At 73.1% G+C, this 22,664-nt stretch carries 20 protein-coding genes and 1 riboswitch; of the genes, 9 read left to right on the forward strand and 11 right to left on the reverse strand.

Annotated features, from left to right (window positions below; genetic code table 11):
- The first annotated feature begins 607 nt into the window (after positions 1-607).
- Positions 608-1,180, forward strand: a complete 573-nt coding sequence (locus ACGFMM_RS25260) for a hypothetical protein (RefSeq protein ID WP_393648709.1) — start codon at positions 608-610, stop codon at positions 1,178-1,180.
- A 154-nt stretch (positions 1,181-1,334) separates the two neighbouring features.
- Here the strand turns inward: ACGFMM_RS25260 and ACGFMM_RS25265 are convergent, their stop codons facing one another.
- Positions 1,335-2,537, reverse strand: a complete 1,203-nt coding sequence (locus ACGFMM_RS25265) for an MBL fold metallo-hydrolase (RefSeq protein WP_393648710.1) — start codon at positions 2,535-2,537, stop codon at positions 1,335-1,337.
- Between the two features lie 193 nt (positions 2,538-2,730).
- Here ACGFMM_RS25265 and ACGFMM_RS25270 point away from each other — a divergent pair, with 193 nt between their 5' ends.
- The 7 genes from ACGFMM_RS25270 to ACGFMM_RS25300 all read left to right on the forward strand — a co-directional run bounded on the left by ACGFMM_RS25270 (position 2,731) and on the right by ACGFMM_RS25300 (position 9,947).
- Positions 2,731-3,936, forward strand: coding sequence for a Glu/Leu/Phe/Val dehydrogenase dimerization domain-containing protein (locus ACGFMM_RS25270; RefSeq protein ID WP_393648711.1), 1,206 nt, complete (start codon positions 2,731-2,733; stop codon positions 3,934-3,936).
- Between the two features lie 39 nt (positions 3,937-3,975).
- Positions 3,976-4,611: a TetR/AcrR family transcriptional regulator gene (locus ACGFMM_RS25275; protein WP_393648712.1), complete on the forward strand. Its 636-nt coding sequence runs from the start codon at positions 3,976-3,978 to the stop codon at positions 4,609-4,611.
- 186 nt (positions 4,612-4,797) lie between these two features.
- Positions 4,798-5,757 carry an STM4015 family protein gene (locus ACGFMM_RS25280; RefSeq protein WP_393648713.1) on the forward strand — a complete coding sequence of 320 codons (960 nt, stop codon included), beginning with the start codon at positions 4,798-4,800 and terminating at the stop codon, positions 5,755-5,757.
- The gene (locus ACGFMM_RS25285) at positions 5,754-6,884 is read left to right on the forward strand and encodes an STM4014 family protein (RefSeq protein ID WP_393648714.1); all 1,131 of its coding nucleotides are present in this window, start codon (positions 5,754-5,756) and stop codon (positions 6,882-6,884) included. Before ACGFMM_RS25280 ends, ACGFMM_RS25285 begins: the two co-directional genes overlap by 4 nt.
- Positions 6,885-6,904: 20 nt before the next feature.
- Positions 6,905-7,741 (forward strand): STM4013/SEN3800 family hydrolase, encoded by an 837-nt coding sequence (locus ACGFMM_RS25290; RefSeq protein WP_393648951.1) that lies wholly within the window; start codon positions 6,905-6,907, stop codon positions 7,739-7,741.
- Complete coding sequence (locus ACGFMM_RS25295) at positions 7,738-9,072, forward strand: STM4012 family radical SAM protein (protein ID WP_393648715.1); 1,335 nt, start codon at positions 7,738-7,740, stop codon at positions 9,070-9,072. The genes ACGFMM_RS25290 and ACGFMM_RS25295 overlap by 4 nt, the downstream gene beginning before the upstream one ends.
- Before the next feature lie 8 nt (positions 9,073-9,080).
- Complete coding sequence (locus ACGFMM_RS25300) at positions 9,081-9,947, forward strand: STM4011 family radical SAM protein (protein WP_393648716.1); 867 nt, start codon at positions 9,081-9,083, stop codon at positions 9,945-9,947.
- 20 nt (positions 9,948-9,967) lie between these two features.
- Here the strand turns inward: ACGFMM_RS25300 and ACGFMM_RS25305 are convergent, their stop codons facing one another.
- Positions 9,968-10,762 carry an SGNH/GDSL hydrolase family protein gene (locus ACGFMM_RS25305; RefSeq protein ID WP_393648717.1) on the reverse strand — a complete coding sequence of 265 codons (795 nt, stop codon included), beginning with the start codon at positions 10,760-10,762 and terminating at the stop codon, positions 9,968-9,970.
- A gap of 193 nt (positions 10,763-10,955) precedes the next feature.
- Positions 10,956-11,900 carry a peptidoglycan DD-metalloendopeptidase family protein gene (locus tag ACGFMM_RS25310; RefSeq protein WP_393648718.1) on the reverse strand — a complete coding sequence of 315 codons (945 nt, stop codon included), beginning with the start codon at positions 11,898-11,900 and terminating at the stop codon, positions 10,956-10,958.
- 4 nt (positions 11,901-11,904) lie between these two features.
- Positions 11,905-12,091, reverse strand: a riboswitch (cyclic di-AMP (ydaO/yuaA leader).
- 354 nt (positions 12,092-12,445) lie between these two features.
- Between ACGFMM_RS25310 and ACGFMM_RS25315 the strand changes: the two genes are divergently transcribed.
- The gene (locus ACGFMM_RS25315; RefSeq protein ID WP_393648719.1) at positions 12,446-13,258 is read left to right on the forward strand and encodes a tyrosine-protein phosphatase; all 813 of its coding nucleotides are present in this window, start codon (positions 12,446-12,448) and stop codon (positions 13,256-13,258) included.
- 30 nt (positions 13,259-13,288) lie between these two features.
- Here ACGFMM_RS25315 and ACGFMM_RS25320 read toward each other — a convergent pair whose 3' ends face one another.
- The 8 genes from ACGFMM_RS25320 to shc form a co-directional block, all read right to left on the reverse strand.
- The gene (locus tag ACGFMM_RS25320) at positions 13,289-13,444 is read right to left on the reverse strand and encodes a DUF6126 family protein (protein ID WP_393648720.1); all 156 of its coding nucleotides are present in this window, start codon (positions 13,442-13,444) and stop codon (positions 13,289-13,291) included.
- A gap of 20 nt (positions 13,445-13,464) precedes the next feature.
- Entirely contained in the window at positions 13,465-14,085 is a 621-nt protein-coding gene (locus ACGFMM_RS25325) for a helix-turn-helix domain-containing protein (protein WP_393648721.1), read from the reverse strand.
- Positions 14,086-14,182: 97 nt separating this feature from the next.
- Positions 14,183-15,658 (reverse strand): aspartate aminotransferase family protein, encoded by a 1,476-nt coding sequence (locus tag ACGFMM_RS25330; protein ID WP_393648722.1) that lies wholly within the window; start codon positions 15,656-15,658, stop codon positions 14,183-14,185.
- Positions 15,655-17,553, reverse strand: a complete 1,899-nt coding sequence (dxs, locus tag ACGFMM_RS25335) for a 1-deoxy-D-xylulose-5-phosphate synthase (RefSeq protein WP_393648723.1) — start codon at positions 17,551-17,553, stop codon at positions 15,655-15,657. Before dxs ends, ACGFMM_RS25330 begins: the two co-directional genes overlap by 4 nt.
- 33 nt (positions 17,554-17,586) lie before the next feature.
- Positions 17,587-18,762: a flavodoxin-dependent (E)-4-hydroxy-3-methylbut-2-enyl-diphosphate synthase gene (gene ispG, locus ACGFMM_RS25340; protein WP_393648724.1), complete on the reverse strand. Its 1,176-nt coding sequence runs from the start codon at positions 18,760-18,762 to the stop codon at positions 17,587-17,589.
- 4 nt (positions 18,763-18,766) lie between these two features.
- On the reverse strand, positions 18,767-19,789 hold the full coding sequence (hpnH, locus tag ACGFMM_RS25345) for an adenosyl-hopene transferase HpnH (RefSeq protein WP_393648725.1): 1,023 nt from the start codon (positions 19,787-19,789) through the stop codon (positions 18,767-18,769).
- 6 nt (positions 19,790-19,795) lie between these two features.
- Positions 19,796-20,464, reverse strand: a complete 669-nt coding sequence (locus ACGFMM_RS25350) for a 1-hydroxy-2-methyl-2-butenyl 4-diphosphate reductase (protein ID WP_393648726.1) — start codon at positions 20,462-20,464, stop codon at positions 19,796-19,798.
- Positions 20,464-22,488, reverse strand: a complete 2,025-nt coding sequence (shc, locus tag ACGFMM_RS25355) for a squalene--hopene cyclase (protein ID WP_393648727.1) — start codon at positions 22,486-22,488, stop codon at positions 20,464-20,466. The genes ACGFMM_RS25350 and shc overlap by 1 nt, the downstream gene beginning before the upstream one ends.
- Positions 22,489-22,664: the final 176 nt, after the last annotated feature.

The following is a 22,664-nucleotide window of genomic DNA, read 5'->3' on the forward strand; positions in this document are numbered from 1 at the left end:
GGTGCCCCGGCGCGCGGACGCCGTGGCTGGGTTCGGGATGGGGGCCGGCCTGAAGGGACGTGTTACTCCGCCGGGTGGGTCGGGGTGTGGGGAATTCCCCGCGGGCCCGGCCGCTCCCGCCGACCCGGTCGGCGGGAGCGGCCGGTGACGTCGTACGACGCCTCTGAGTTCCGGAGTAGCTCCCAGCGGCCTGGTCTCTGACGATGCCCGAACGTGATCACCCGTACGGAGCTCATCCCCCGTATGGCCCCGCCGGACGAGTCCCGACAGTCAGTCGGGTGACACTCCGTGACCTTTCCATCACATCGGGTAAGCGTGCCCTCCGGTAGCAACATCACCAAGGAGGACGAAAGTGAAGTGGATCAAGTTTCCTGTGATGGCCGCGGTCGCCGCCTTGCCCCTGACCGTAGGCATGACCGACGCCGCCGGCCGGACGAGTGGTTCGCCGGCCTCGGCGCCCACGGCAGCGGCCCCCATGGACCACGTCGGGAGCCAGGGAGCCGAGGTGGTCGTCCCGGCAGGCCAGGCCAGAACGGCCGTCGCACCGTGTCCAGCCGGCCGTGAACCGAGCGGAGGCGGCGGCGTCAGGTCGGGCAAGGGCCTCTTCATGACCGGCTCCACGCCCCGGGGCAACGCATGGGAGGTCAAGTTCAGCAACAAGTCGGGCGTGGAGCTGCGGGGATCGGCCTTCGTCGTCTGCACCGCCCAGTCCCACACCCGCGTGGCAGACACCCCCCTCACGGTGCCTGCCAACCAACAGAGCGTCAGCAGCTTCCTCAGGTGCCCCGGCGCCCAGGTACCCACCGGCGGAGGGTGGGAGGCGACGGGCACCGACGTCGTCGGCCTGCGGTTCACCCGCTCGACCCAGTCGTACCACGCCGTGGTGTTCAACACCTCGAACACGGACCAGAGTTTCAACGCGGTCGCCTTGTGCTCGACGGTCGCCCACGAGCCCCGGCTCAGCGCCCAGATCATGGTTCAGCCCGGCGACGAGGGAGTGGCGACGGCCCACTGCGACCCCGGCCAAGTGGCCAGCGGCGGTGGCTCCTTCCCCAGCGGCCAGGCGTTCATCGGCGCCTCCCGCGCACTCCCCGACGGCACCGGATGGCAGATCACCGCGGAGAACACGACAGCCACCGCCCAGAGAGTGACCGCGGAGGCAATCTGCACCTCGTCGTAAGCACACCGCCGCGAGACGGCGTCCGCAGGACCGGTCGACCGGGCGGAACCGAGTGACCGAGCCGCCGCCGCCCGGTGAGGAATGGGTCAGGTCGGCGCTCTGAGCCCGCGCCGGGAACGGACCGCCGCAGTTCCGCGGCGCTCCCCGGTCGGCGTCAGCGCTCGCCCGCGAGGTCCAGGTCGTCGCTGCGCGGTTCGGTCTCGGTCTCGATGCGTCGGGGGCGGCGCCACGGCTGGGCGATCGGGTGGGAGACGCTGCGCCACCACGGTTCCTCGGGCAGCTTCCCGGAACCGGGCTCGAAGGGTTCGCCGGGGCGCGGGAGGGCTACGGCCTGGCCGGCCTCGTCGGCCGCGTCCTTGGTCCACTCGCCCGGTTCCGCCCAGGGGTGGGGGGCCAGGTTGAAGGTGGCCCAGTGGATGGGCAGCAGGGCTCCGTGCGGGCGGCCGCCCTGGAGGTCCAGGTGGGCGCGGACGCCCTCGGCCGGGGTCATGTGAATGTCGGGCCAGAACTCGGAGTACGCACCGATCTGGATCATGGTGACGTCGAACGGGCCGTACGCGGCGCCGATCTCCTGGAAGCCGGGGAAATAGCCGGTGTCGCCGCTGTGGTAGATCCGGTGCTCCGGGCCGGTCACGGCCCAGGAGGCCCACAGGGTGTGCTGCTGGTTGCGCAGGCCGCGGCCGCAGAAGTGGCGGGCCGGGGTGGCGGTGAGGGTGAGCTCGCGGACGGCGGTCGACTCGTGCCAGTCGAGCTCGTGCAGCCGGTTCGCGGGGACGCCCCAGCGCTCCAGGTGGGCGCCGACGCCGAGCGGGACCACGAACAGCGTGTCCGTGCCGGCCAGCGCCTTGATCGTCGGCAGGTCGAGGTGGTCGTAGTGGTCGTGGGAGATCACCACCGCGTCCACGGGGCCCAGCGCGGCGAGCGGCGCCGGGGCCGGGTGCAGCCGCTTGGGGCCGACGAAGGCGAACGGGGAGCAGCGGTCGCCCCAGACCGGGTCGAAGAGGATCCGGTGGCCGTCGATCTCGGCGAGGACGCTGGAATGACCCATCCAGGTGATCCGCAGCCCGGAGGCCGGCGGCTCGGCCACGTCGGCGAGCGTGGTCGGGTGCACGGGAATCGTGCCCGTGGGGGCGCGGCGGACCCGCGACTCCTTCCGGAAGTAGATCTTGGCGAACTCGACGGTGGAACCGGTGGGCCGGTGGCGGGCGGACACGGGGTTCTGGAACACGCCGTCCGCGAAATTCGGCGAGCGGCGGATCCGGTCCATCCGGGCTCCCGCAGGGTCGGCGCCGAAGGACTCGGGCCGCAGCGCGCGCAGCCTGTCGCGCAGGGAGGGAGCGGAGTCAGCGCCGGTCACAGCACCTCCTGGGGGTCGGGATTCCATTATGGCCGGGGGTCACGAGGTATGGCCTGGGCGGCAGCCGGCGCAAGGCCGCTGCTCAGGGGAGAAGGCCGGCCGGGCGGCAGGAATTCCCGGGGGCCTTTGACATGTGGCGCGGACCACTCCAATACTGACCTGGTGTTCAGTAAGCCCTGAGGAGCACGTTTTCATGAGCACCGCCCCCCTTCTGTCCGTCGACTGGACGGACCACGTCACCGGCCACCGCGGCCACCTGGTCGTGGACCGCCTGGTGCGCGGAGTCGCCAGCGGCGGCCTGCGGATGCGGCCCGGCTGCACCCGCGCCGAGGTCGCCGGGCTCGCCCGCGCCATGACGTACAAGGAAGCCCTGCACTACGACCCCGAGGCGCGGTACGTCCCGCTCGGGGGCGCGAAGGGCGGCATCGACTGCGATCCGCGGGACCCGGAGGCGTACGGGGTCCTGGTCCGCTATCTGCGGGCGATGCGGCCGTACGTCGAGCGCTTCTGGGCCACCGGGGAGGACCTGGGGCTGACGCAGGAGCTCATCGACCGCGCCGCGGCCGAGGCGGGCCTCGTCTCGTCCGTCCAGGCCGTGTTTCCGCTGCTCGACGACGAGGCGGCGGCCCGGCGGCGGCTCGCCGACGCCTTCGCGCTGCGGGTCGACGGCCTCGGCCTGGACGCGCTGATCGGCGGCTTCGGCGTCGCCGAGTCGGTGCTCGCGGTACTCGACCGGGCCGGGGAACCGGCCGCCGGCGCCCGGGTGGCGCTGCAGGGCTTCGGCACCATGGGCGGGGCGACGGCCCTGTTCCTGGAGCGGGCCGGCATGCGGATCACCGCGATCGCCGACGAGCGGGGCGCCATCGCCAACCCGGCGGGGCTCGACGTGCCGGCGCTGCTCGCGGCCCGGGACGCGCACGGCACGGTCAACCGCGCCGCGCTGCGGCCCGGCGACCGCGCGGAGGCCGGGTACGCCTGGCTCTCCGCCGACGTGGACGTGCTCGTGCCGGCGGCGGTCTCGTACGCGGTGGACACCGCGAACCAGGCGTGGATCACCGCCCGCTGGATCGTGGAGGCGGCGAACCTTCCGGTGCTGCCGGAGGCGGAGGAGCTGCTGACGGCCCGCGGCGTCACGGTGCTGCCGGACGTGGTCGTGAACTCGGGCACCAACGCCTGGTGGTGGTGGACCCTCTTCGGCGACGTCGGCGCGGACGTGGACGAGGCGTTCGCGTACACCCGGCGGGCCATGCGGACGCTGGTCGGGGACACCCTGGACCGGGCGGACAAGGACGGCACCACGCCGCGCGCGGCCGCGCACGCGCTGGCCGAGGACCGGATGGCGGCGCTCGCGGAGCACCACGGCTGGTACGGCCCGGACGAGCCCCGCACGGCCGCGTAGATGATCATGCCCGTGTCATGTGCTGTGTAAGCTGGCGACGTGGCGAGAGTCCGTTTGAACGTGGCGGAGCGGCGTGAGGAGCTGCTCCGCGCGGCGGTCGCGCAGATCGAGGCCCGGGGCGTCGCCGCCGTGCGGATCTCGGACGTCGCCGCCGAGCTGGGCGTGAGCAACGCGCTGGTCCTCTACCACTTCTCCACCAAGGAGAAGCTGCTGGCCGAGGCGTTCGCCTACGCCGCCGAGAGCGATCTGGCCCATCTGCGCAAACTGCTGGGCCGCCGCACCTCCGCCACCCGCCGGCTGCGGGCCGCCGTGCGCTGGTACGCGCCCACGGGGCAGGCCAAGGGCTGGCGGCTGTGGATCGAGGGCTGGGCGGCCGCGCTGCGCGAGCCCACCCTGCGGGAGGTCGCCGGCGCCCTGGACCAGCAGTGGAAGGCCGAGCTGACCGCCGTGATCGCCGAGGGCGCCACGGCGGGCGAGTTCCCCTGCCCGGACCCCGCCGCCGCGGCCTGGCGGCTGACCGCCTTCCTCGACGGGCTCGCCGTGCAGATGACCTCCTACGCCGGCTCGCTCTCCCGCGCGGCCATGCTGGAGTGGGCCGACCAGGCGCTCGCCCGCGAACTCGGCCTGACCGACGGCTTCGACGGCCCCGTCCAGGTCGCCGGGCACGGCTCGTAGCCCTCCACCGGCCCTCCCCGTCCGGCCGTGCGGCGCTCCGGACACCCGCCCGAACCCACGCCGAACCCACGCACGACTCCAGAGGCAGGGTCCGGCAACGCGTTGTCGGCGGCGCTTGGTACAACTGCTCGCATCAGTCGAACCATCAACGCCGTCCGCCGGGCAGCCGGTGTCTGGAGCACAGCCATGACCATTGGGTCGCACCTGGAGGAGCTGCGGGGTCTGCCCGTGTTCGAGTTCCCCGAGCCCGGCAGCACCGTCCCGCTGCCCGAGCCCGAGTCGGTGGCCTGGCGGATCTCCGGTCCGACGTACCGCGACGGCGACGAGGAGGACTGGCCCGAGGTCTTCGACCGGTTCCTGGCGGCCGTCGACACCCGCCGCGTCCGCTCGCTGGTCGTCGGGGGCTGGGAGGACGCGTACGAGACCGACTCCGCCCCGATCGTCGCGCGGCTGATCGCCGCCAACAACCGGCTCACCGCCCTCGAATCGGTCTTCCTCGGCGACATGACCTTCGAGGACTGCGAGATCTCCTGGATCCAGCAGAGCGACGTGACCCCGCTGCTCGCCGCCTACCCCGGGCTGCGCAGTTTCGGCGTGCGCGGCGGGTCCAACCTGGCGTTCCCGCCCGTCCGGCACGCCGCCCTGGAGCAGCTGGTGGTCGAGGCGGGCGGTCTGGGCGCGGACGTGGTGCGCGGCATCGCGGGCAGCGAGCTGCCCGCGCTGACGGACCTCGAACTGTGGCTCGGCACCGACGAGTACGGCGCCGACAGCGTTCCCGGCGACCTGGCGCCGCTGCTCGCCGGCACGCACGTCCCGGCCCTGCGCCGGCTCGCGCTGCGCAACAGCGTCATCCAGGACGAGATCGCCGAGGCCGTCTCGGGCGCGCCGGTCGTCGCCCGCCTGGAGCACCTGGACCTGTCGATGGGCACGCTGAGCGACTTCGGCGCCGTGGCGCTGCTCGGCGGGCAGCCGCTGACCCACCTCGCCTCCCTCGACCTCTCGCACCACTACCTGTCCGAGGAGATGCGGGAGCGGATCGTCGCCGAACTCGCCCCGCACGGCGTGCGGGTCCTGACGGACGAGCCGCAGCAGGAGGAGGACTGGGGCGACGGCGACATGCACCGGTACGTCTCGGTCGGCGAATGACCGCCGCCCCGCGCCTCGTCGTCGTCGGCCATCCGGAGAACCGCCGCGTCGCGTACTTCCGCGCGGCGGTACGGGCCGCCGGGCTGCCCGAGGCCCGGGTGGTGCCCTGGCTGGACGCGCTGCGGGGCGCGGCGCGCTTCGACGCGGGCGAGTCCGTACGCCTCGACTCGCCGGGCGAGCAGCCGGAGGTCGACCGGCTGCTGCGCGGCGTCGACGACCCGACGCGGGTGGAGGGCAGCGGCCGCTGGTACGCGCGCTTCAACGGCGTGGTCGCGGAGCTGGCCGCCACGGCGGCCGCGGCCGGCGCCGGGCTTCTCGACGAACCGGCCGACCTGGCCGTGCTGTTCGACAAGCGGCTGACGCACGGCCGGCTGCGCACAGCCGGCGTGCCCGTGCCCGAGTCCCCGACGTCCGGGCCCGGCCGGCCGCTGATCACCGGCTGGGCGGACGTCCGGGAGCGGATGGCCGAGGCCGGGCTGCGCCGGGCGTTCGTGAAGCTCGCGCACGGCTCCTCCGCCTCGGGGGTGCTCGCGGTGGAGACGACCGGCTCCGGCCGGGTCCAGGCCACCACCTCGGTGGAACGCGCCCCGGACGGGCGGCTGTTCAACTCGCTGCGGGTGCGCCGCTACACGCACGAGTCCGACGTCGCCGCGATCGTCGACACCCTCGCCCCGGACGGGCTGCACGTGGAGCGCTGGCTGCCGAAGGCGGCCCAGGGCGGGCGCAGCGCCGATCTGCGGGTGGTGGTGATCGACGGCCGGGCCACCCACGCCCTGGTCCGCACCAGCCGCTCCCCGCTCACCAACCTCCATCTCGGCGGCGCCCGCGGCGATCTGGCGGCGGCCCGCGCCGCCGTCGCCGCGGCCGGCGGCAGCTGGCCGGAGGCGCTCGGCGTGTGCGAGCGCGCCGCCGCCGCGTTCCCCGGCACCCGCTGCGTGGGCGTGGACCTGCTGCCCCTGACCGGCTGGCGGCGCTTCGCCGTCGGCGAGGTCAACGCCTTCGGCGATCTGCTGCCCGGACTCACCGGCCTGCCCGGCAGCGGCGCCGAGGGCCTCGACACGTACGCGGCCCAGGTCGCCGCCCTCCTGCACACGAACCGCGCCAGCACAGGAACCACCCGCCCATGACCGCACCAGCAGCGCCCGACATGAACGAGCTCGTGGGCAGCCACGACCTCCTCCTCGTCACTCTCGACACCCTCCGGTACGACGTCGCCGCCGAGCTCGCCGCCGCCGGCCGGCTGCCGAACCTCGCCCGGCATCTGCCCGGCGGCCGCTGGGAGCGCCGGCACGCCCCGGGGAGTTTCACGTACGCCTCCCACCAGGCCATCTTCGCCGGCTTCCTGCCCACGCCGGCCTCCCCGGGACCGCACCCGAGGCTGTTCGCCGCCCGGTTCGCGGGCAGCGAGACCACCGCCGGCGGCACCTTCGTGTACGACACCCCGGACCTGGTCTCGGGGCTGGCCGGGCAGGGGTACCGGACGGTGTGCATCGGCGGGGTCGGTTTCTTCAACAAGCTGGGCCCGCTGGGCTCGGTGCTGCCGGGCCTGTTCCAGGAGAGCCACTGGGAGCCGGAGTTCGGCGTCGCCTCCCCCACGTCCTTCGAGGCGCAGGTCGCCCGCGCCGAGGAAGTCGTCGCGGCGCTGCCGGCCGATCGGCGGCTGTTCCTGTTCGTCAACGTGGCCGCGCTGCACCAGCCGAACTGGTTCCATCTGCCGGGTGCCACCCGGGAGTCCGGGGACTCGCGGGCCAGCCACGCGGCGGCCCTGGAGTACGTGGACCGGCACATCGGGCGGCTGTTCGCCGCGATGCGCAGCCGCCGCCGCTGCTTCGCGATCGTCTGCTCCGACCACGGCACGGCGTACGGGGAGGACGGCCACACCGGCCACCGGATCGGCCACGAGACCGTGTGGACCGTCCCGTACGCGCAGTTCCTCCTGGACGGCCCGGAGGCCCGCGCCGACGCCCCGGAGGCCTCCTCATGACGCCGCCCGCGCTCCCCCGCCCGTACGAGAGCTACGTCTACGCCTACCCGCACAAGACCGCGTACCGCAGGCTCGACGACCGTCCCCGGCTCGCCGAACTCTGGGCCGGCGAGCCGAAGGACGCGCTCTCGCTCTACGCCCACATACCGTTCTGCGAGGTCCGCTGCGGCTTCTGCAACCTGTTCACCCGGATCGGCGCGCCCGACGAGCTCACCGCCCGGTACCTCGACGCACTCGACCGGCAGGCCACGGCGGTCCGCGAGGCGCTCGGCGACGCGCAGCCGGTCCGGTTCGCCACGGCGGCCTTCGGCGGCGGCACGCCCACCTTCCTGACCGCCGGCGAGCTGGAGCGGCTCTGCGACATCGCCGAGAAGCGGATGGGCGCGGACCTGCGGGCGGTGCCGCTGTCGGTGGAGGCCTCGCCGGCCACCGCGACCGCGGACCGGCTCGCCGTCCTCGCTGACCGGGGCGCGACCCGGCTGAGCCTGGGCGTGCAGAGCTTCGTGGAGGCGGAGGCGCGGGCGGCGGTCAGGCCGCAGCGCCGGGCCGACGTGGAGGCGGCGCTGGGCCGCATCCGGGACAGCGGGGTGCCGGTCCTCAACATCGACCTGATCTACGGCATCGACGGCCAGACCGAGCGGACCTGGCGGCGCTCGCTGGACGCGGCGCTCGCCTGGCGGCCGGAGGAGCTGTACCTCTATCCGCTCTACATACGCCCGCTGACCGGCCTCGGCCGGATCGGTGCGGCGGCCGACCGGGAGTGGGACGAGCAGCGGCTCCGCCTGTACCGCCACGGTCGCGACCATCTCCTGGCGCGGGGCTACGAGCAGGTGTCGATGCGAATGTTCCGGCGCGCGGACGCCCCGCCGCAGGGCCCGGACGACCACGCCTGCCAGACGGACGGGATGATCGGGCTCGGCTGCGGCGCCCGTTCGTACACGTCCGCGCTGCACTACTCCTTCGACTACGCGGTCGACCTGCGCGAGGTCCGCTCGATCATCGACGCGTACACGGGGACGGAGGACTTCTCGCGGGCCGAGGTGGGCCGCCGGGTCGACGGGGGCGAGGCGCGCCGCCGGCATCTGCTGCAGTCGCTGCTCCAGGCGGAGGGCCTGGCGCTGGAGACGTACGCGGAGCGGTTCGGCTCCTCGCCGTTCGCGGACTTCCCGGCCGAGCTGGCCCGATTCGAGGCGCGGGGCTGGCTGGACGGGGATTCCCCGGCGGGCCTGCTGCGGCTGTCGGCTGAGGGGCTGGCGTACTCGGACGGGCTGGGCCCCGAGCTGTTCTCGCCGGCGGTGCGGTCGGCCATGGCCGCGTACGAGCCGAAGTAGGGCCGGCCATGGACCTGACGATCCTCTACCGCGGCCCGCTGGCCTCCTGCGACTACGACTGTCCGTACTGCCCGTTCGCCAAGCGCCGGGACAGCCGGGAGCAGCTGCGCGCCGACCGGGCCGCGCTGGAGCGGTTCGCCGCCTGGGCGACCGCGGCGGGCGAGGCGGGCGACCGGCTGAAGATCCTTTTCACCCCGTGGGGCGAGGGTCTGGTCCGTTCCTGGTACCGGCGCGCGATGGTCGAGCTGTCCCGGCTCCCGCACGTGGAGCGGGTGGCGATCCAGACCAACCTGAGCTGCCGCACCGAGTGGCTGGCGGAGGCGGATCCGGAGGCCGCTGCGCTGTGGTGCACGTACCACCCGGGCCAGACGCCGTACGACCGGTTCCTCGCGAAGTGCCGCGACCTGGCCTCCCGGGGCGTGCGGTTCAGCGTGGGCGTGGTCGGGCTGCCGGACCATCTGGAGCACGCCCGCCGGCTGCGCGCCGAGCTGCCGGAGCGGGTGTACCTGTGGGTCAACGCCGCGGAGGGGCACACGTACACGGACGAGGAGGCCGCGGTGTGGACGGCGCTCGACCCCCTCTTCCCGTACAGCCGGCATCCGCACCGGTCCGCGGGGCTGCCGTGCCGGACCGGCGCGTCGGTGATCTCGGTGGACGGCGACGGCACGGTCCGGCGCTGCCACTTCGTGCGGACTCCGCTGGGCAACCTCTACGACGGGTCGTACCGCGCCGCGCTGCGGCCCCGGGCCTGCCCGCTCGCGGTGTGCGACTGCCACATCGGGTACGTCCACCTGGAGTCGCTGCCGCTGTACGACGTGTTCGCCGGCGGCGTGCTGGAACGGATCCCCGCCGGCCTCCCGGTCACACCGGCCTGACGGTCACGGCGGGCCGGCGGTCACAGCGGCATGAGGTCGGGGCGCTTGGCGGTCACGTGGTCGCCGGAGCTCTCCCCGCGCAGCCGGCGCCCGATCCAGGGCACCAGGTGCTCGCGCGCCCAGTGGATGTCGTCGCGGGTGACCTCCAGCGCGCCGCGCGGCGGCAGCGGCGGCCACGGCTGGTCGGGCTCGGTCGGCACCGGCACGCCGAGGACCTGGGCGGCGCGCAGCGCGACGCGGGTGTGTCCCTCGGGCGACAGGTGGAGCCGGTCCCCGTCCCAAGCCCGCCGGTCCTGCACGGACTTGAGCGACCACAGGTCGAGGACCGGGCAGCCGTAGCGGTCCGCGACGGAGCGGACGTGCGCGGTGTACGTCGCGATCTTGCCGCGCAGGTGCTTGAGCACCGGGACGCCGCGGGTGTCGAAGCCGGTGGTCACCATGACCGTGCCGACGGAGGAGGCGAGGTCGGCGACCGCGCGCTCGAAGCGCTCCGCGACGTCGTCGGGGTCGCTGCCGGGCCGGATGATGTCGTTGCCGCCCGCGCAGAAGGTCACCAGGTCGGGCGCGAGCTCCTTGGCGCGCGGGACCTGCTCCTCCACGATCTGGTCGAGGAGCCTGCCGCGCACCGCGAGGTTCGCGTACCGGAACGCGTCGGGCTCGGGCAGCTGATCGGCGAGCAGGACCGCGAACCGGTCCGCCCAGCCGATGTACGCGCCGTCCGGGGCGGGGTCGCCGACCCCCTCGGTGAAGCTGTCGCCGATCGCCGCGTACGACCCGAATGCGTCACTGTCTCTGGATCTCGAATCGTCTGCCACGAGAGTGCATCCTTCCGTCCCGGTTGTGACCTACGCGACCGTAAGGAGGGGTTGACGCAGGGTGAGATACGCCACCGGTCAAGATCTTCCCAACCCGGAATACGCCGGAGGCCCGGCACGTGGGACACGTGCCGGGCCTCCTCGGGCCGCTTGGGCGGGCGCCCGTCAGTTGGCGCTCGCCGGATGGCTCCCGTCAGATCGAGACGCCGTGGCTGCGCAGGTAGGCCAGCGGGTCGACGTCCGAGCCGTAGCTCGGTCCGGTGCGGATCTCGAAGTGCAGGTGCGGGCCGCTGGAGTTGCCGGTCGAGCCGGACAGACCGATCTGCTGGCCGCCGCGCACGCTCTCGCCGGCCGAGACGGCGAGCGAGGAGAGGTGGGCGTACTGCGAGTAGCTGCCGTCGGCGTGCTGGATGACGACCTCGTTGCCGTACGCGCCGCCCCAGCCGGCGGAGACCACGGTGCCGGCGCCGACGGCGCGGACGTTGGTGCCGGAGGAGGCCATGAAGTCGACGCCGGTGTGGTAGCCGGAGGACCACATCGCGCCGGAGGCGCGGTACGGGGTGGAGACGCCGCCGTCGACCGGGGCGACCCAGCCGGAGGCGGCGGCCGGGGCGGCGGTGCGCTCGGCGCTGCGGGAGGCGCGGGTCTCGTCGGCGGCCTTGGCCTTCGGAGCAGCCTTCGGCGCGGCCTTCGGCGCGGCCTTGGCGGCGGGCTTGGCCGCGGGGGCCTTGGCCGTGGACTTGGCCGTGGACTTGGCACCGAGGGTGAGCTTCATGCCCGGGAAGATCAGCGACGGGTTGTCGCCGACGACCTGGCGGTTGTCGGAGTAGAGCTTCTTCCAGCCGCCGGCGAGGTCGTGCTCCTCGGCGATCTTGGACAGGTAGTCGCCGCGCACGACGGAGTAGATCTTCGCCTTGGCCTTCGCCTTGGCGACGGCGGCCTGCGGGGCGGCGGCGGGCTGAGCGGCGGCCACGGTGGCCACGCGCTCGGTGGCCGCGGGGGCGGCCTGCTCGGCGGCGTGGGCGCCGGTGGCGCCGAACAGCGGCAGAGCGACGACGGCGCCGCCCGCGCCGGCGGCGACGAAGCCGCGGGTCAGCGGATTGACCTTGGGACGGCGATGCTTACCCTTCGAGGGCATGGCGAATTCCTCTCCGTCGCCTGCGAGGTGAGCTGTCGGGTTCGGACTGGAGTTGTCCGGCCGCGCGGTGCGCGACTTCACCCCGAGCCGTCCTGTGCTGAGGAACGGCGTGTTACCTGGGTCCCCCGCTCCTGCCGTACGTGGGTGAGTGCGGAAATCCGGACGGTGGCAGGATTCGGCGGGTCCGACCGGAGTGAGCGTGACGCTAGACGAGCCGAGTCGCGAGGAACAAGCCACGAATTCCCGTTCGCATTCTTCGCCGGGAATTTCCCCTTGGAATTCCGGTCACCCTCCGTGGATGACGGATCTTCGCGTTCCTTTCCGGACACGGCATTTGGGAAAAATGATCAGGCACGGACGGTCACGGTTATGACGCTGCTCACGCCCCGAAGCCCATCTCCACTGCAATCAGGGCGCGTTATACCGAAGCCCCCAATTCGGACAGAAAGCGCATTACCCCCCGGCGGGGTGCGCCCGGGGGGACCGACCCTGGATGATTGCCCGAGGAACCGATCTCTTTCCGCCATCGAGCACCAGGAGCACCCGTGACGCAGCAGACGCCTCAGGCCCCGCCGACCGAGCCCGAGCTGACGGGCGTTCGCAACTTCCGCGACGTGGCCGGTCTGCCGACCGCGGACGGCCGGGCCGTCGCCCCGGGGCGGCTGTTCCGCAGCGGGCACCTGGCCCACGCCACCACGGAGGACGCGGCGTTCCTGTCGACGCTCGGCCTGCACACGATCTTCGACTTCCGCAACGAGGCGGACCGGGCGTTCGAGGGCCTGGATGTCGAGCTGCCCGGCACGCGGAACGTGCACATACCCCTGAACGACCCGGCGGACGGCAAGGAGTTCTGGAAGCTGGTGCGCTCGGGCGATCTCGCCACGCTGCGGGAGATGCTCGGGAACGGCCAGGCGGCCGCCCGTATGTCCGATTCGTACCGGAAGATGATTGTGCAGCGGACGCCCGAGCACAGCCGGATCGTGCATGCCCTGGCCGAGGACAGCGTGCCGGCGCTGATGCACTGCGCGGCGGGCAAGGACCGCGCCGGGCTGTCGATCGCGGTGTCGCTGCTCGCGGTCGGCGTCGAGCGCGAGGCCATCGAGGCCGACTACGTGAAGTCCAACGAGCCGCACCGCCGCTACAAGGTGCACCGCAGCTCCGCCGCCCCGGACGGGATGTCGCCCGAGGTCATGGAGCTGCTGAGCCCGCTGTTCGACGCCCGCGTCGACTACCTGCGGGCCGCGTTCGAGCAGATGGAGGAGACGTACGGCTCGGTCGAGGGCTACCTCACCAAGGGCCTGGCGCTCTCCGCGGAGACCCGCGAGCTGCTGCGCGCCCGGCTGCTCACGCAGGCGTAGCGGGGCACGGTCGCCGTACGGGGGCGGCGGCTACTGGTTCGCGCCGCCGACCAGGAAGAGCAGGTAGAGGAAGCCGGCGAAGAGATGGCCGGCGACCAGGTAGGCGAAGAGACGCAGCACCAGGCCCTTGGGGAACTTGCCGCCCCCGCGCTCCTGACCGGTGATGGCAACGGACTTGTCGGACATGTCGGTAACCTCCTGGGAGTTCAGCGCCGGTGCGGGCCCGGGTCGCCGAGGCACAGCTCGGCGGCCGGGCTCTGCAGCAGCGTGTGGACGAAGAGCACGTCCGCGCCGTCGGGCGTGGCGGCGCCGATGCGGTGCGGGGTGAGCGAGTCGAAGTGCGCGCTGTCCCCCGGATCGAGGACGTGCACGGCGTCGCCGAGGGCCAGCCGCACCCTGCCGTGCAGGACGTGGATCCACTCCTCGCCGGGGTGGACCCGGACGATGTCCGCCCGGGTGGCGTGCGGGACGTGCACCCGCAGCGCCTGGAGCGCCCGGCCCGCGCCGCCCGCCTGGTGGTACACCCAGCCGTCCGCCTCGACCGGCTCGGACCGGCCGGCCCGGACGATGGGGTCGTGTTCCGGGGGAACCTCGCCCAGCAGAGCGGAGACCGTCGTACCGTAGATACGGGCCAGCGCCAGCAGCATCGGCAACGAGGGCTGACGGCGGCCCGTCTCCAGCCGGGACAGATGGGCCGGTGAGAGACCGGCCCGCTGGGCGGCGGCCTCCAGGGTCAGCCCTCGGCGCCGGCGCAGGCCGCGCAGCTGCGGGGCGACGTCCGGCAGGGCGTCCGGGGCGGGCTCCCCGGGGAGGTACTCGTGCTCCATGCCTCCATTTCGCCAGGACCTTTCCTGCGAGGCAAATTTCTTGCCCGAGAGGCAAAAACGCCCGTCGGCCTGCGTGGACGGCCGGTGCGCCCGGCCGTCAGCGCTGCGCCACCGCCTGCCGGACCAGCGTCTTCCCGAAGTCCCACATCAGTCCCCCGCCGGCGTGCGCGTCGTCCATCACCGCCGTGAACGCCGTCACGAACCGGTCCACGTCCCCCTCGTCCACGATCAGCGGCGGGATCAGCTTGATCACCTCCAGACGGTCCCCGGACACCTGGGTGAGGATCCGGTGCCGCTGCAGCAGCGGCACCACGACCATCTGCGCGAAGAGCCCCTTCCGGGCCGTCTGGAGCATCGTCCAGCGGCTGCGCAGGCCCAGCGACGAGGGCCGGCCGAACTCGATCCCGATCATCAGCCCCCGGCCGCGGACCTCGTGCAGCAGCTCGTAGCGCGGTACCAGCTCCTCGAGGCGGGCCTTGAGCAGCCCGCCGACCCGCCGGACGTGCGCGACCGTGCCCTCCTGCTCCATCACCGACAGCACCGCGAGCCCGGCGGCCATGGCCTGGGCGTTGCCGCCGAAGCTGGCGGAGTGGACGAGGACCCGGTCCATGGACGAGTAGACCTTCTTGAAGATCCAGTCCTTGCCGAGGGTCGCGCCGACCGGCACGTACCCGCCGGACAGGGCCTTCGCCACGCAGACCAGGTCCGGCTCGACGCCGTCCTCGTGCTGGTACGCGTAGAAGTCGCCGGTCCGGCCGAGGCCGGTCTGCACCTCGTCGGCGATCAGCAACGCCTTGTGCCGGTGCAGCAGCTCCTGCGCCGCCCGCAGGTAGCCGGGCGGGGCCTCGTGCACGCCCTTGCCCTGGATCGGCTCGACGATCAGGGCGGCCACGTCGCCGAGGCGCAGTTCGCGCTCCAGGGCGTCCAGGTCGCCCAGCGGGACCGCGGTGTCGGGCAGCAGCGGCGCGAAGCCGTCCCGGAAGCCGCGCTCGCCGTTGACCGAGAGCGAGCCCGTGGTCAGACCGTGGAAGGCGTGGTCGCAGTACAGGATCCTGGGCCGGCCGGTGGCGTACCGGGCGAACTTCAGCGCGGTCTCCACCGCCTCGGTGCCGCTGTTGCCGAAGAAGACCCGGTCCAGGTGCGGGCTGTGGGCGAGGAGCCGCTCGGCGAGCAGTCCGGGCAGCGGCGGGCAGTCGAAGCGGGTCAGGTCCGCGAGCGAGGCGTCGAGCACGTCGTGCAGGGCCTTGCGGACCACCGGGTGGTGCCGGCCGAGGCCCATCACGCCGAAGCCGGCCAGCATGTCGAGGTGGTCGTTGCCCTCGGCGTCCCAGAAGTGGGCGCCCTCGGCCCGCTCGTAGACCCGGTCGAAGCCGATGGTGTGCAGCATCCGGGGCAGCTGGTGGTTGAGGTGCTTCGCGTGCAGCTCGTACCGCTCCGCGCCGCGCTCGGCGAGCAGCCGCCCGAGGTCGAAGCCGGGCCTGTCTCCCGGGCGCTCCGGCGTGCGCTCCTCGGGCCCTTCCCCCGGGCGCTCCGGCGTCCGGCCCTCGGGCCCGTCCGTCGCTCCGTACGTCATTGCTGGTTCTCCTTGGGTGCGAGCGCCTCCCGGCGGGCGAGCGCGGCCCCGATCCGGCCGGCGATCTCCACGGGGGTGAGTCCGATCTCGGCCAGCACCTCCTTGCGGGAGGCGTGGGCGAGGAACTGCTCGGGGATGCCGAAGGTGCGCAGCGGCACGTCCACCCCGGCGTCGCGCAGCGCCTGGCCGACGGCGGCCCCGACGCCCCCGGCGCGGCTGTTGTCCTCGACGACCGCGACCAGCCGGTGCCGGGCGGCCAGTGACGGCAGCGCCGGGTCGACCGGCTTCACCCAGCGCGGGTCGACGACGGCGCAGCGCACCCCGCTCCCGGCGAGCAGCTCCGCCGCGCCGAGGCAGACCCCGGCCATCGCGCCGACGGCGACGAGCAGCACCTCGGCGGCGTCGTCCTGGCGCAGCACGTCCATGCCGCCGACCCGGCCGAGCGCGGGCAGCGGCGCCCCGACGGACTCCTTGGGGAAGCGCAGCAGCGTCGGCGCGTCGTCGACGTCCAGCGCCTCGCGCAGCTGGGCCCGCAGTTCGGCGGCGTCGCGCGGGGCCGCGATCCGCAGGCCCGGTACGACCTGGAGGATGGACAGGTCCCACATGCCGTTGTGGGAGGGCCCGTCGGCGCCGGTGACGCCGGCCCGGTCGAGGACGAAGGTGACCCCGCACCGGTGCAGTGCCACGTCCATCAGCACCTGGTCGAAGGCGCGGTTGAGGAAGGTCGCGTAGACGGCGACGACCGGGTGGAGGCCGCCGGTGGCGAGCCCGGCCGCGGACACGGCCGCGTGCTGTTCGGCGATGCCCACGTCGAAGACCCGCTCGGGGAAGCGCTCGGCGAACTTCGTCAGGCCGACCGGGTGCAGCATGGCCGCCGTGAGGGCGACGACCTCGGGCCGGCGTGCCCCCTCCTCGGCGAGCGCGTCGCCGAACACGGAGGTCCAGGAGGGTCCGGACGGCGGGGAGAGCGGCAGACAGGTCTGCGGGTCCATGGCGCCGACCGCGTGGAACCGGTCGGTGTCGTCCTCCAGGGCGGGCCGGTAGCCGCGGCCCTTCTCGGTGAGGCAGTGGACGAGGACGGGGCCGGTGAACCCCTTGGCGCGGCGCAGCGCGGACTCGACCGCGGCGACGTCGTGGCCGTCGACGGGCCCGACGTACTTCAGGCCGAGGTCCTCGAAGAGCCCCTGGGGCGCGAAGGCGTCCTTGAAGCCCTTCTTCGCGCCGTGCAGCGAGTCGTACAACGGTCTGCCGACCACGGGGGTGCGGTCCAGGAGGTCCTTGCCCCAGGACAGGAAGCGTTCGTAGCCGTCGGCGGTGCGCAGAGCGGCGAGATGGTGGGCGAGGCCGCCGATGGTGGGCGCGTAGGAGCGCTCGTTGTCGTTGACGACGATGACGAGCGGGCGGTCCTTGGCGGCGGCGATGTTGTTCAGGGCCTCCCAGGCCATGCCGCCGGTGAGGGCGCCGTCGCCGATGACGGCGACCACGTGGTCCGTGCGGCCGAGCAGGGCGTTGGCCTTGGCCAGGCCGTCGGCCCAGCCGAGGACGGTGGAGGCGTGCGAGTTCTCGATGACGTCGTGCGCGGACTCCTCGCGGGACGGGTAGCCGGAGAGGCCGCCCTTGCCGCGCAGCTTGGAGAAGTCCTGGCGGCCGGTGAGGAGTTTGTGGACGTAGCTCTGGTGGCCGGTGTCCCACAGGACCTTGTCCTGTGGGGAGTCGAAGACCCGGTGCAGGGCGAGGGAGAGTTCCACCACCCCCAGGTTCGGTCCCAGATGGCCGCCGGTCCGGGCGACCGCGCGGATCAGGAACGCGCGGATCTCCTCGGCGAGTTCGTCGAGTTGCGGGACGGTCAGCGGCCACAGGTCGCGCGGTCCCTTGATGGTCTCCAGAATCGTCATGCTCGGCCCCCTGTCGGATCCGGTGCGGCCCGCTCAGCCGACGGTGACCGCGGGCGGCCCGGAGGGCTCCCCCGCGTCCGCCATGGCGGCTGCGATCTTGTGCGCCTCCTCGATGAGAGTCTCGACGATCTTCGACTCGGGGACGGTCCTGACGACCTCGCCCTTGACGAAGATCTGCCCCTTGCCGTTGCCGGAGGCGACCCCGAGGTCCGCCTCCCGGGCCTCGCCGGGGCCGTTGACCACGCATCCCATGACGGCGACCCGCAGCGGCACTTCCATGCCGTCGAGGCCGGCGGTGACCTCGTCGGCGAGCTTGTACACGTCGACCTGGGCGCGGCCGCAGGACGGGCAGGAGACGATTTCCAGCCCGCGCCGGCGCAGCCCGAGGGACTCCAGGATCTGGATGCCGACCTTGATCTCCTCGACCGGCGGGGCCGACAGCGAGACCCGGATGGTGTCGCCGATGCCCTCGGAGAGCAACGCCCCGAAGGCGACGGCCGATTTGACGGTCCCCTGGAAGGCGGGGCCGGCCTCGGTGACGCCGAGGTGCAGCGGATAGTCGCAGGCCGCGGCGAGCTGCCGGTAGGCGTTCACCATCACGACCGGGTCGTTGTGCTTGACCGAGATCTTGATGTCGCGGAAACCGTGCTCCTCGAAGAGCGAGGCTTCCCAGAGCGCGGATTCGACGAGCGCCTCCGGCGTGGCCTTTCCGTGCTTCTCCAGGAGCCGCCGGTCGAGCGAGCCGGCGTTGACGCCGATGCGGATCGGAATTCCGGCGGCGGCGGCCGCCTGCGCGATCTGTTTCACCTTGTCGTCGAACTGTTTGATGTTCCCGGGATTCACCCGGACCGCGGCACAGCCCGCGTCGATCGCCGCGAACACGTATTTCGGCTGGAAGTGGATGTCGGCGATCACGGGGATGCGCGACTGGCGCGCGACGGCCGCCAGGGCGTCGGCGTCGTCCTGCGTGGGGCAGGCGACCCGGACGATCTGGCAGCCGGCCGCGGTCAGCTCGGCGATCTGCTGCAGCGTCGCGCCGACGTCGGCGGTGCGGGTCGTGGTCATCGACTGCACCGAGACGGGCGCGTCCCCGCCCACCGCCACCGGCCCGACGTGGATGCGCCGGGAGACACGGCGCTCCGCGAGGGGCCGGGGCGGGGGTTCGGGGAGGCCCAGTGGGACGGCTGTGCCCGCCGCGCCGGCGCTCATGACGTCACCCCCGGTTCTGGGAGACGGTCTCGCGGGCCGCGCGCAGGGACTCCTTGAGGGAGCCCATGGTGGCGAGGACGGCGGTGGGCTCGTAGCCGCAGTGCGCCATGCAGTTGGCGCAGCGCGGGTCCTTGCCGCGGCCGTAGGAGTCCCAGTCGGTGTCCTCGATGAGCTCCCGGTAGGTGGCGACGTAGCCGTCGCTCATCAGGTAGCAGGGGCGCTGCCAGCCGAACAGGGAGTAGTTGGGGATCGCCCAGGCCGTGCAGGGGAAGTCGGCCTTGCCCTCCAGGAAGTCCAGGAAGAGCGGCGAGTGGTTGAGCCGCCAGCGCCGCCGGTTGCCGCCGGCGAAGGCCTTCTTGAACAGTTCGCGGGTCTGCTCGACGCCGAGGAAGTGTTCCTGGTCGGGCGCCTTCTCGTAGGCGTAGGCGGGCGAGATCATCATCTCGTCGACCTGGAGGTCGTCGTTGAGGTAGTTCAGCACCTCGATGATCGTCTGCGGGGTGTCGGTGTTGAAGAAGGTCGAGTTGGTGGTGACCCGGAAGCCCTGCCTCTTGGCCTCCTTGATCGCGGCCACCGCCTCGTCGAACACGCCCTCCTTGGCGACGGACTCGTCGTGCCGCTCGCGCAGCCCGTCGATGTGCACCGCGAAGGCGAAGTACGGGGAGGGGGTGAACTTCTCCAGCTTCTTGCGCAGCAGCAGCGCGTTGGTGCACAGGAAGACGTACTTCTTCCGGGCGACCAACTGGCGCACGATCTCGTCGATCTGAGGGTGCATCAGCGGCTCGCCGCCGGCGATGGAGACCATCGGGGCGCCGGACTCGAGCACGGCGCCGACGGCCTGCGCGACGGGCATCCGCTGCTTGAGGACGCCCGCAGGATGCTGGATCTTTCCGCAGCCCTCGCACTTCAGGTTGCAGGCGTACAGCGGCTCCAGTTCGACGATCAACGGGAACTTGTCCCGCTTGCGGAGCTTCTGTTCGACGAGGTAGGTCCCGACCCGGACCGACTGACGGAGCGGCATGGCCATACTCGCTCACCTCCTGGGGAGCAGCAAAGAACGGTGCCATTCGAAGATTGCGGGAAGGACGGCACGAAGAACACGGAAGGCCGATATTCCCCCGCGTACCGTGCCGATCCGGACCAGCTCATGCTCTGGAGCGTCCACGACCACTCGGACGGCCGCAACCGGACGGGATCCGGCGGCCAGCGCGGTGTGCAGCGTGGCGGCGGACTCCATGTCGACCGCGATCGCCCCGCCGGCCAGCAGCTCGGCGCGCTCGTGGCCGCGTACGACGTGGTCGGAGCCGGTCATGAGACCGGTGTGCACGGTGCGCTCGGGCAGCGTCCGGGCCAGCGCCTTGACCAGCAGGTCCGTGCCGGTGCACGGGGTGACGCCGGCCGGGCCGCGGGTCTCCTCGGCCACGACGAGGTCCCCGGGGTGCATGCCGGGGGCGAGGCCGGCGCAGAAGCCGGAGGCGAGTACGGCGGCGTCGCGCCAGGGGGCTCGGTCCAGCTGCCGGGCGACGGCGCGGCGGGCGTGGGCCGGGCCCATGCCCGTACGCAGCACGGTCACCGGTCCGGCCGCGCCGCCGAGGCCGCCGCTGCGCAGGGCGAGCTGTTCGATGCCGAGCGCGCAGGCGATCAGCAGCGGCGGCGCGGAGCCGGCCGGCGGGGTACCGGCGGACTCCGGTCCGCGGGGCATCAGCCCTCCCCGGCGGGGGCGGGCCGCCCGGCCGCGGGGGCGGGCAGGCCGGCGGGGACGGGTTCGCCGTGCAGGTACCGGCCCAGGGCGGTGAGCGGGAAGACCTGCCGGTAGAGGTGGTAGTTGATGGAGAAGTCCCAGGGGAAGCCGGTGCCGGTGAAGTACGGCTCGTCCCAGGAGCCGTCCTCGTGCTGCGTGGCGACGAGCCAGGCGATGCCGCGCCGGACGGCCTCACCGTCCCGCTCCCCGGCCGCGAGCAGCGAGATCAGCGCCCAGGCGGTCTGGGAGGCGGTGGAGGCGCCGCGTCCGATCCACTCGCGCTCACGGTACGAGCGGAGGTCCTCGCCCCAGCCGCCGTCCTCGTTCTGCACGGACTCCAACCAGGCGACGGCGCGCCGCAGGGCGGGGTGGGTTCCGGGCAGTCCGGCGGCGCTGAGCGCGGGGACCACGGAGGCGGTGCCGTACAGGTAGTTGACGCCCCAGCGCCCGAACCAGCCGCCGTCGGCGTCCTGTTCGGCGAGGAGCCAGTCGATTCCGCGGCGGGCACTGGGGTGTTCGGCCTTGCCCTCGTAGCCGAGCACTTCGACGACGTGCGCGGTGACGTCGGCGGACGGCGGGTCGATCACCTCGCCGAAGTCGCAGAACGGCAGCCGGTTGGGGAAGGGGCTGGTGTTGTCGGCGTCGAAGGCGCCCCAGGCCCCGTTGCGCGACTGCATGCCGACGGTCCAGCGGGCGGCGCGGCGGACCGCCGCCTCGACCCGGGCCGGATCGGGGTGCCTCACCCGGCGCAGGGCGAGGATCACCTCGGCGGTGTCGTCGATGTCCGGGTAGGTGTCGTTGTGGAACTCGAACGCCCAGCCGCCGGGGGCGAGTCCGGGCCGGCGGACGGCCCAGTCGCCCTTCTTGACGATCTCCTCGTCGAGCATCCAGTCGGCGGCCTTCACCAGCGCGGGATGGTCGGGGGCGAGCCCGGCGTCGGCGAGCGCGATGGTGGCCAGGCAGGTGTCCCAGACCGGGGACTGGCAGGCCTCGATCATGCGGGAGCCGTCCTCGCGCCAGATCGCGAACCGGTCCAGGGACTCGAGGCCGGCCCGCATCACCGGGTGCCGCAGGTCGTGGCCGAGCAGGTGCAGGGCGATCAGCGAGTACACGGCGGGGGGCTGGATGCCGCCCCAGCAGCCGTCGTTCTCCTGCCGTTCGACGATCCAGCGGGCGGCGGCGTTCATCGCGGCCTTCCGCAGGCGGCGCGGCGCGACCCGGCGGTAGAGGTGCAGTGCCTTGTCGAGCCGTTGGAAGACGCCGTCCCAGCTCGCCGCGGGGGCCGGCGGCCGGGCCGGGCAGGGCCGGTCGGGGTCGGTGTGCAGCTCGGTGAGCGGGAACGGCGCGGGGCGCACCGGGCGCAGCGCGGAGACGACGCTCAGCGGCACGATGGTCTGCCGGGCCCAGCAGCCGAAGTCGTAGATGTTCAGCGGGAACCAGGAGGGCAGGAAGACCATCTCGGGCGGGACCACGGGCAGGTCGTCCCACTTCCACCAGCCGAACAGGGCGAGCCAGATCCGGGTGAAGACCCGCGCGCCGGCGATGCCGCCGTGCGCGCGGATCCAGGCCGCGGCCCGGGCCATGTGCGGGTCCTCGGGGCGGTCCCCGGCGAGCCGGAGCGCCACATAGGCCTCGACGGTGGCGGACAGTTCGCCGGGCCCGCCGTAGAAGGTGGCCCAGGTGCCGTCCTCGCGCTGCTCGCCGCGGATGTACAGGGCGGCGGCGCGGGTGGTCTTCTCGTCGCCGACCCCAAGGAACTGACGGAGCATCAGGTCCTCGGCGTCCATGGTGACGTTGGTCTCCAGGTCGCCCTTCCACCAGCCGGCGGCGTCCTGGCGGGCGAGCAGGTGGTCGGTCGCGCGCTGCGCGGCACGCGCGGCCGCCTCACGGTCCTCGCCCGGAGCGGGTGGTGCGTCGGTCGTCCGTACGGCCTCGGCAGCCCGGGGTTCCACGGCCCCGGCGCTTCCGTCGGTCGTCGCTGTCATGGCGTCCCCTTCGTGCAGTCGATTGCTTCTGCTTCTTCGGGTCTGCCGTCGGCCGGCGCCCGGTTGCGCCGGCCGGCGACCGCGCCCGCATAAAATGGTGATGGTGGTCATATATTACGTAAGCACACCAAATGGGCCAGCGCGACCCGCAGCTCCCTCACCCCCTCCCGCCAGTC

Source organism: Streptomyces sp. NPDC048604 (assembly GCF_043199435.1).
GTDB lineage: Bacteria > Actinomycetota > Actinomycetes > Streptomycetales > Streptomycetaceae > Streptomyces.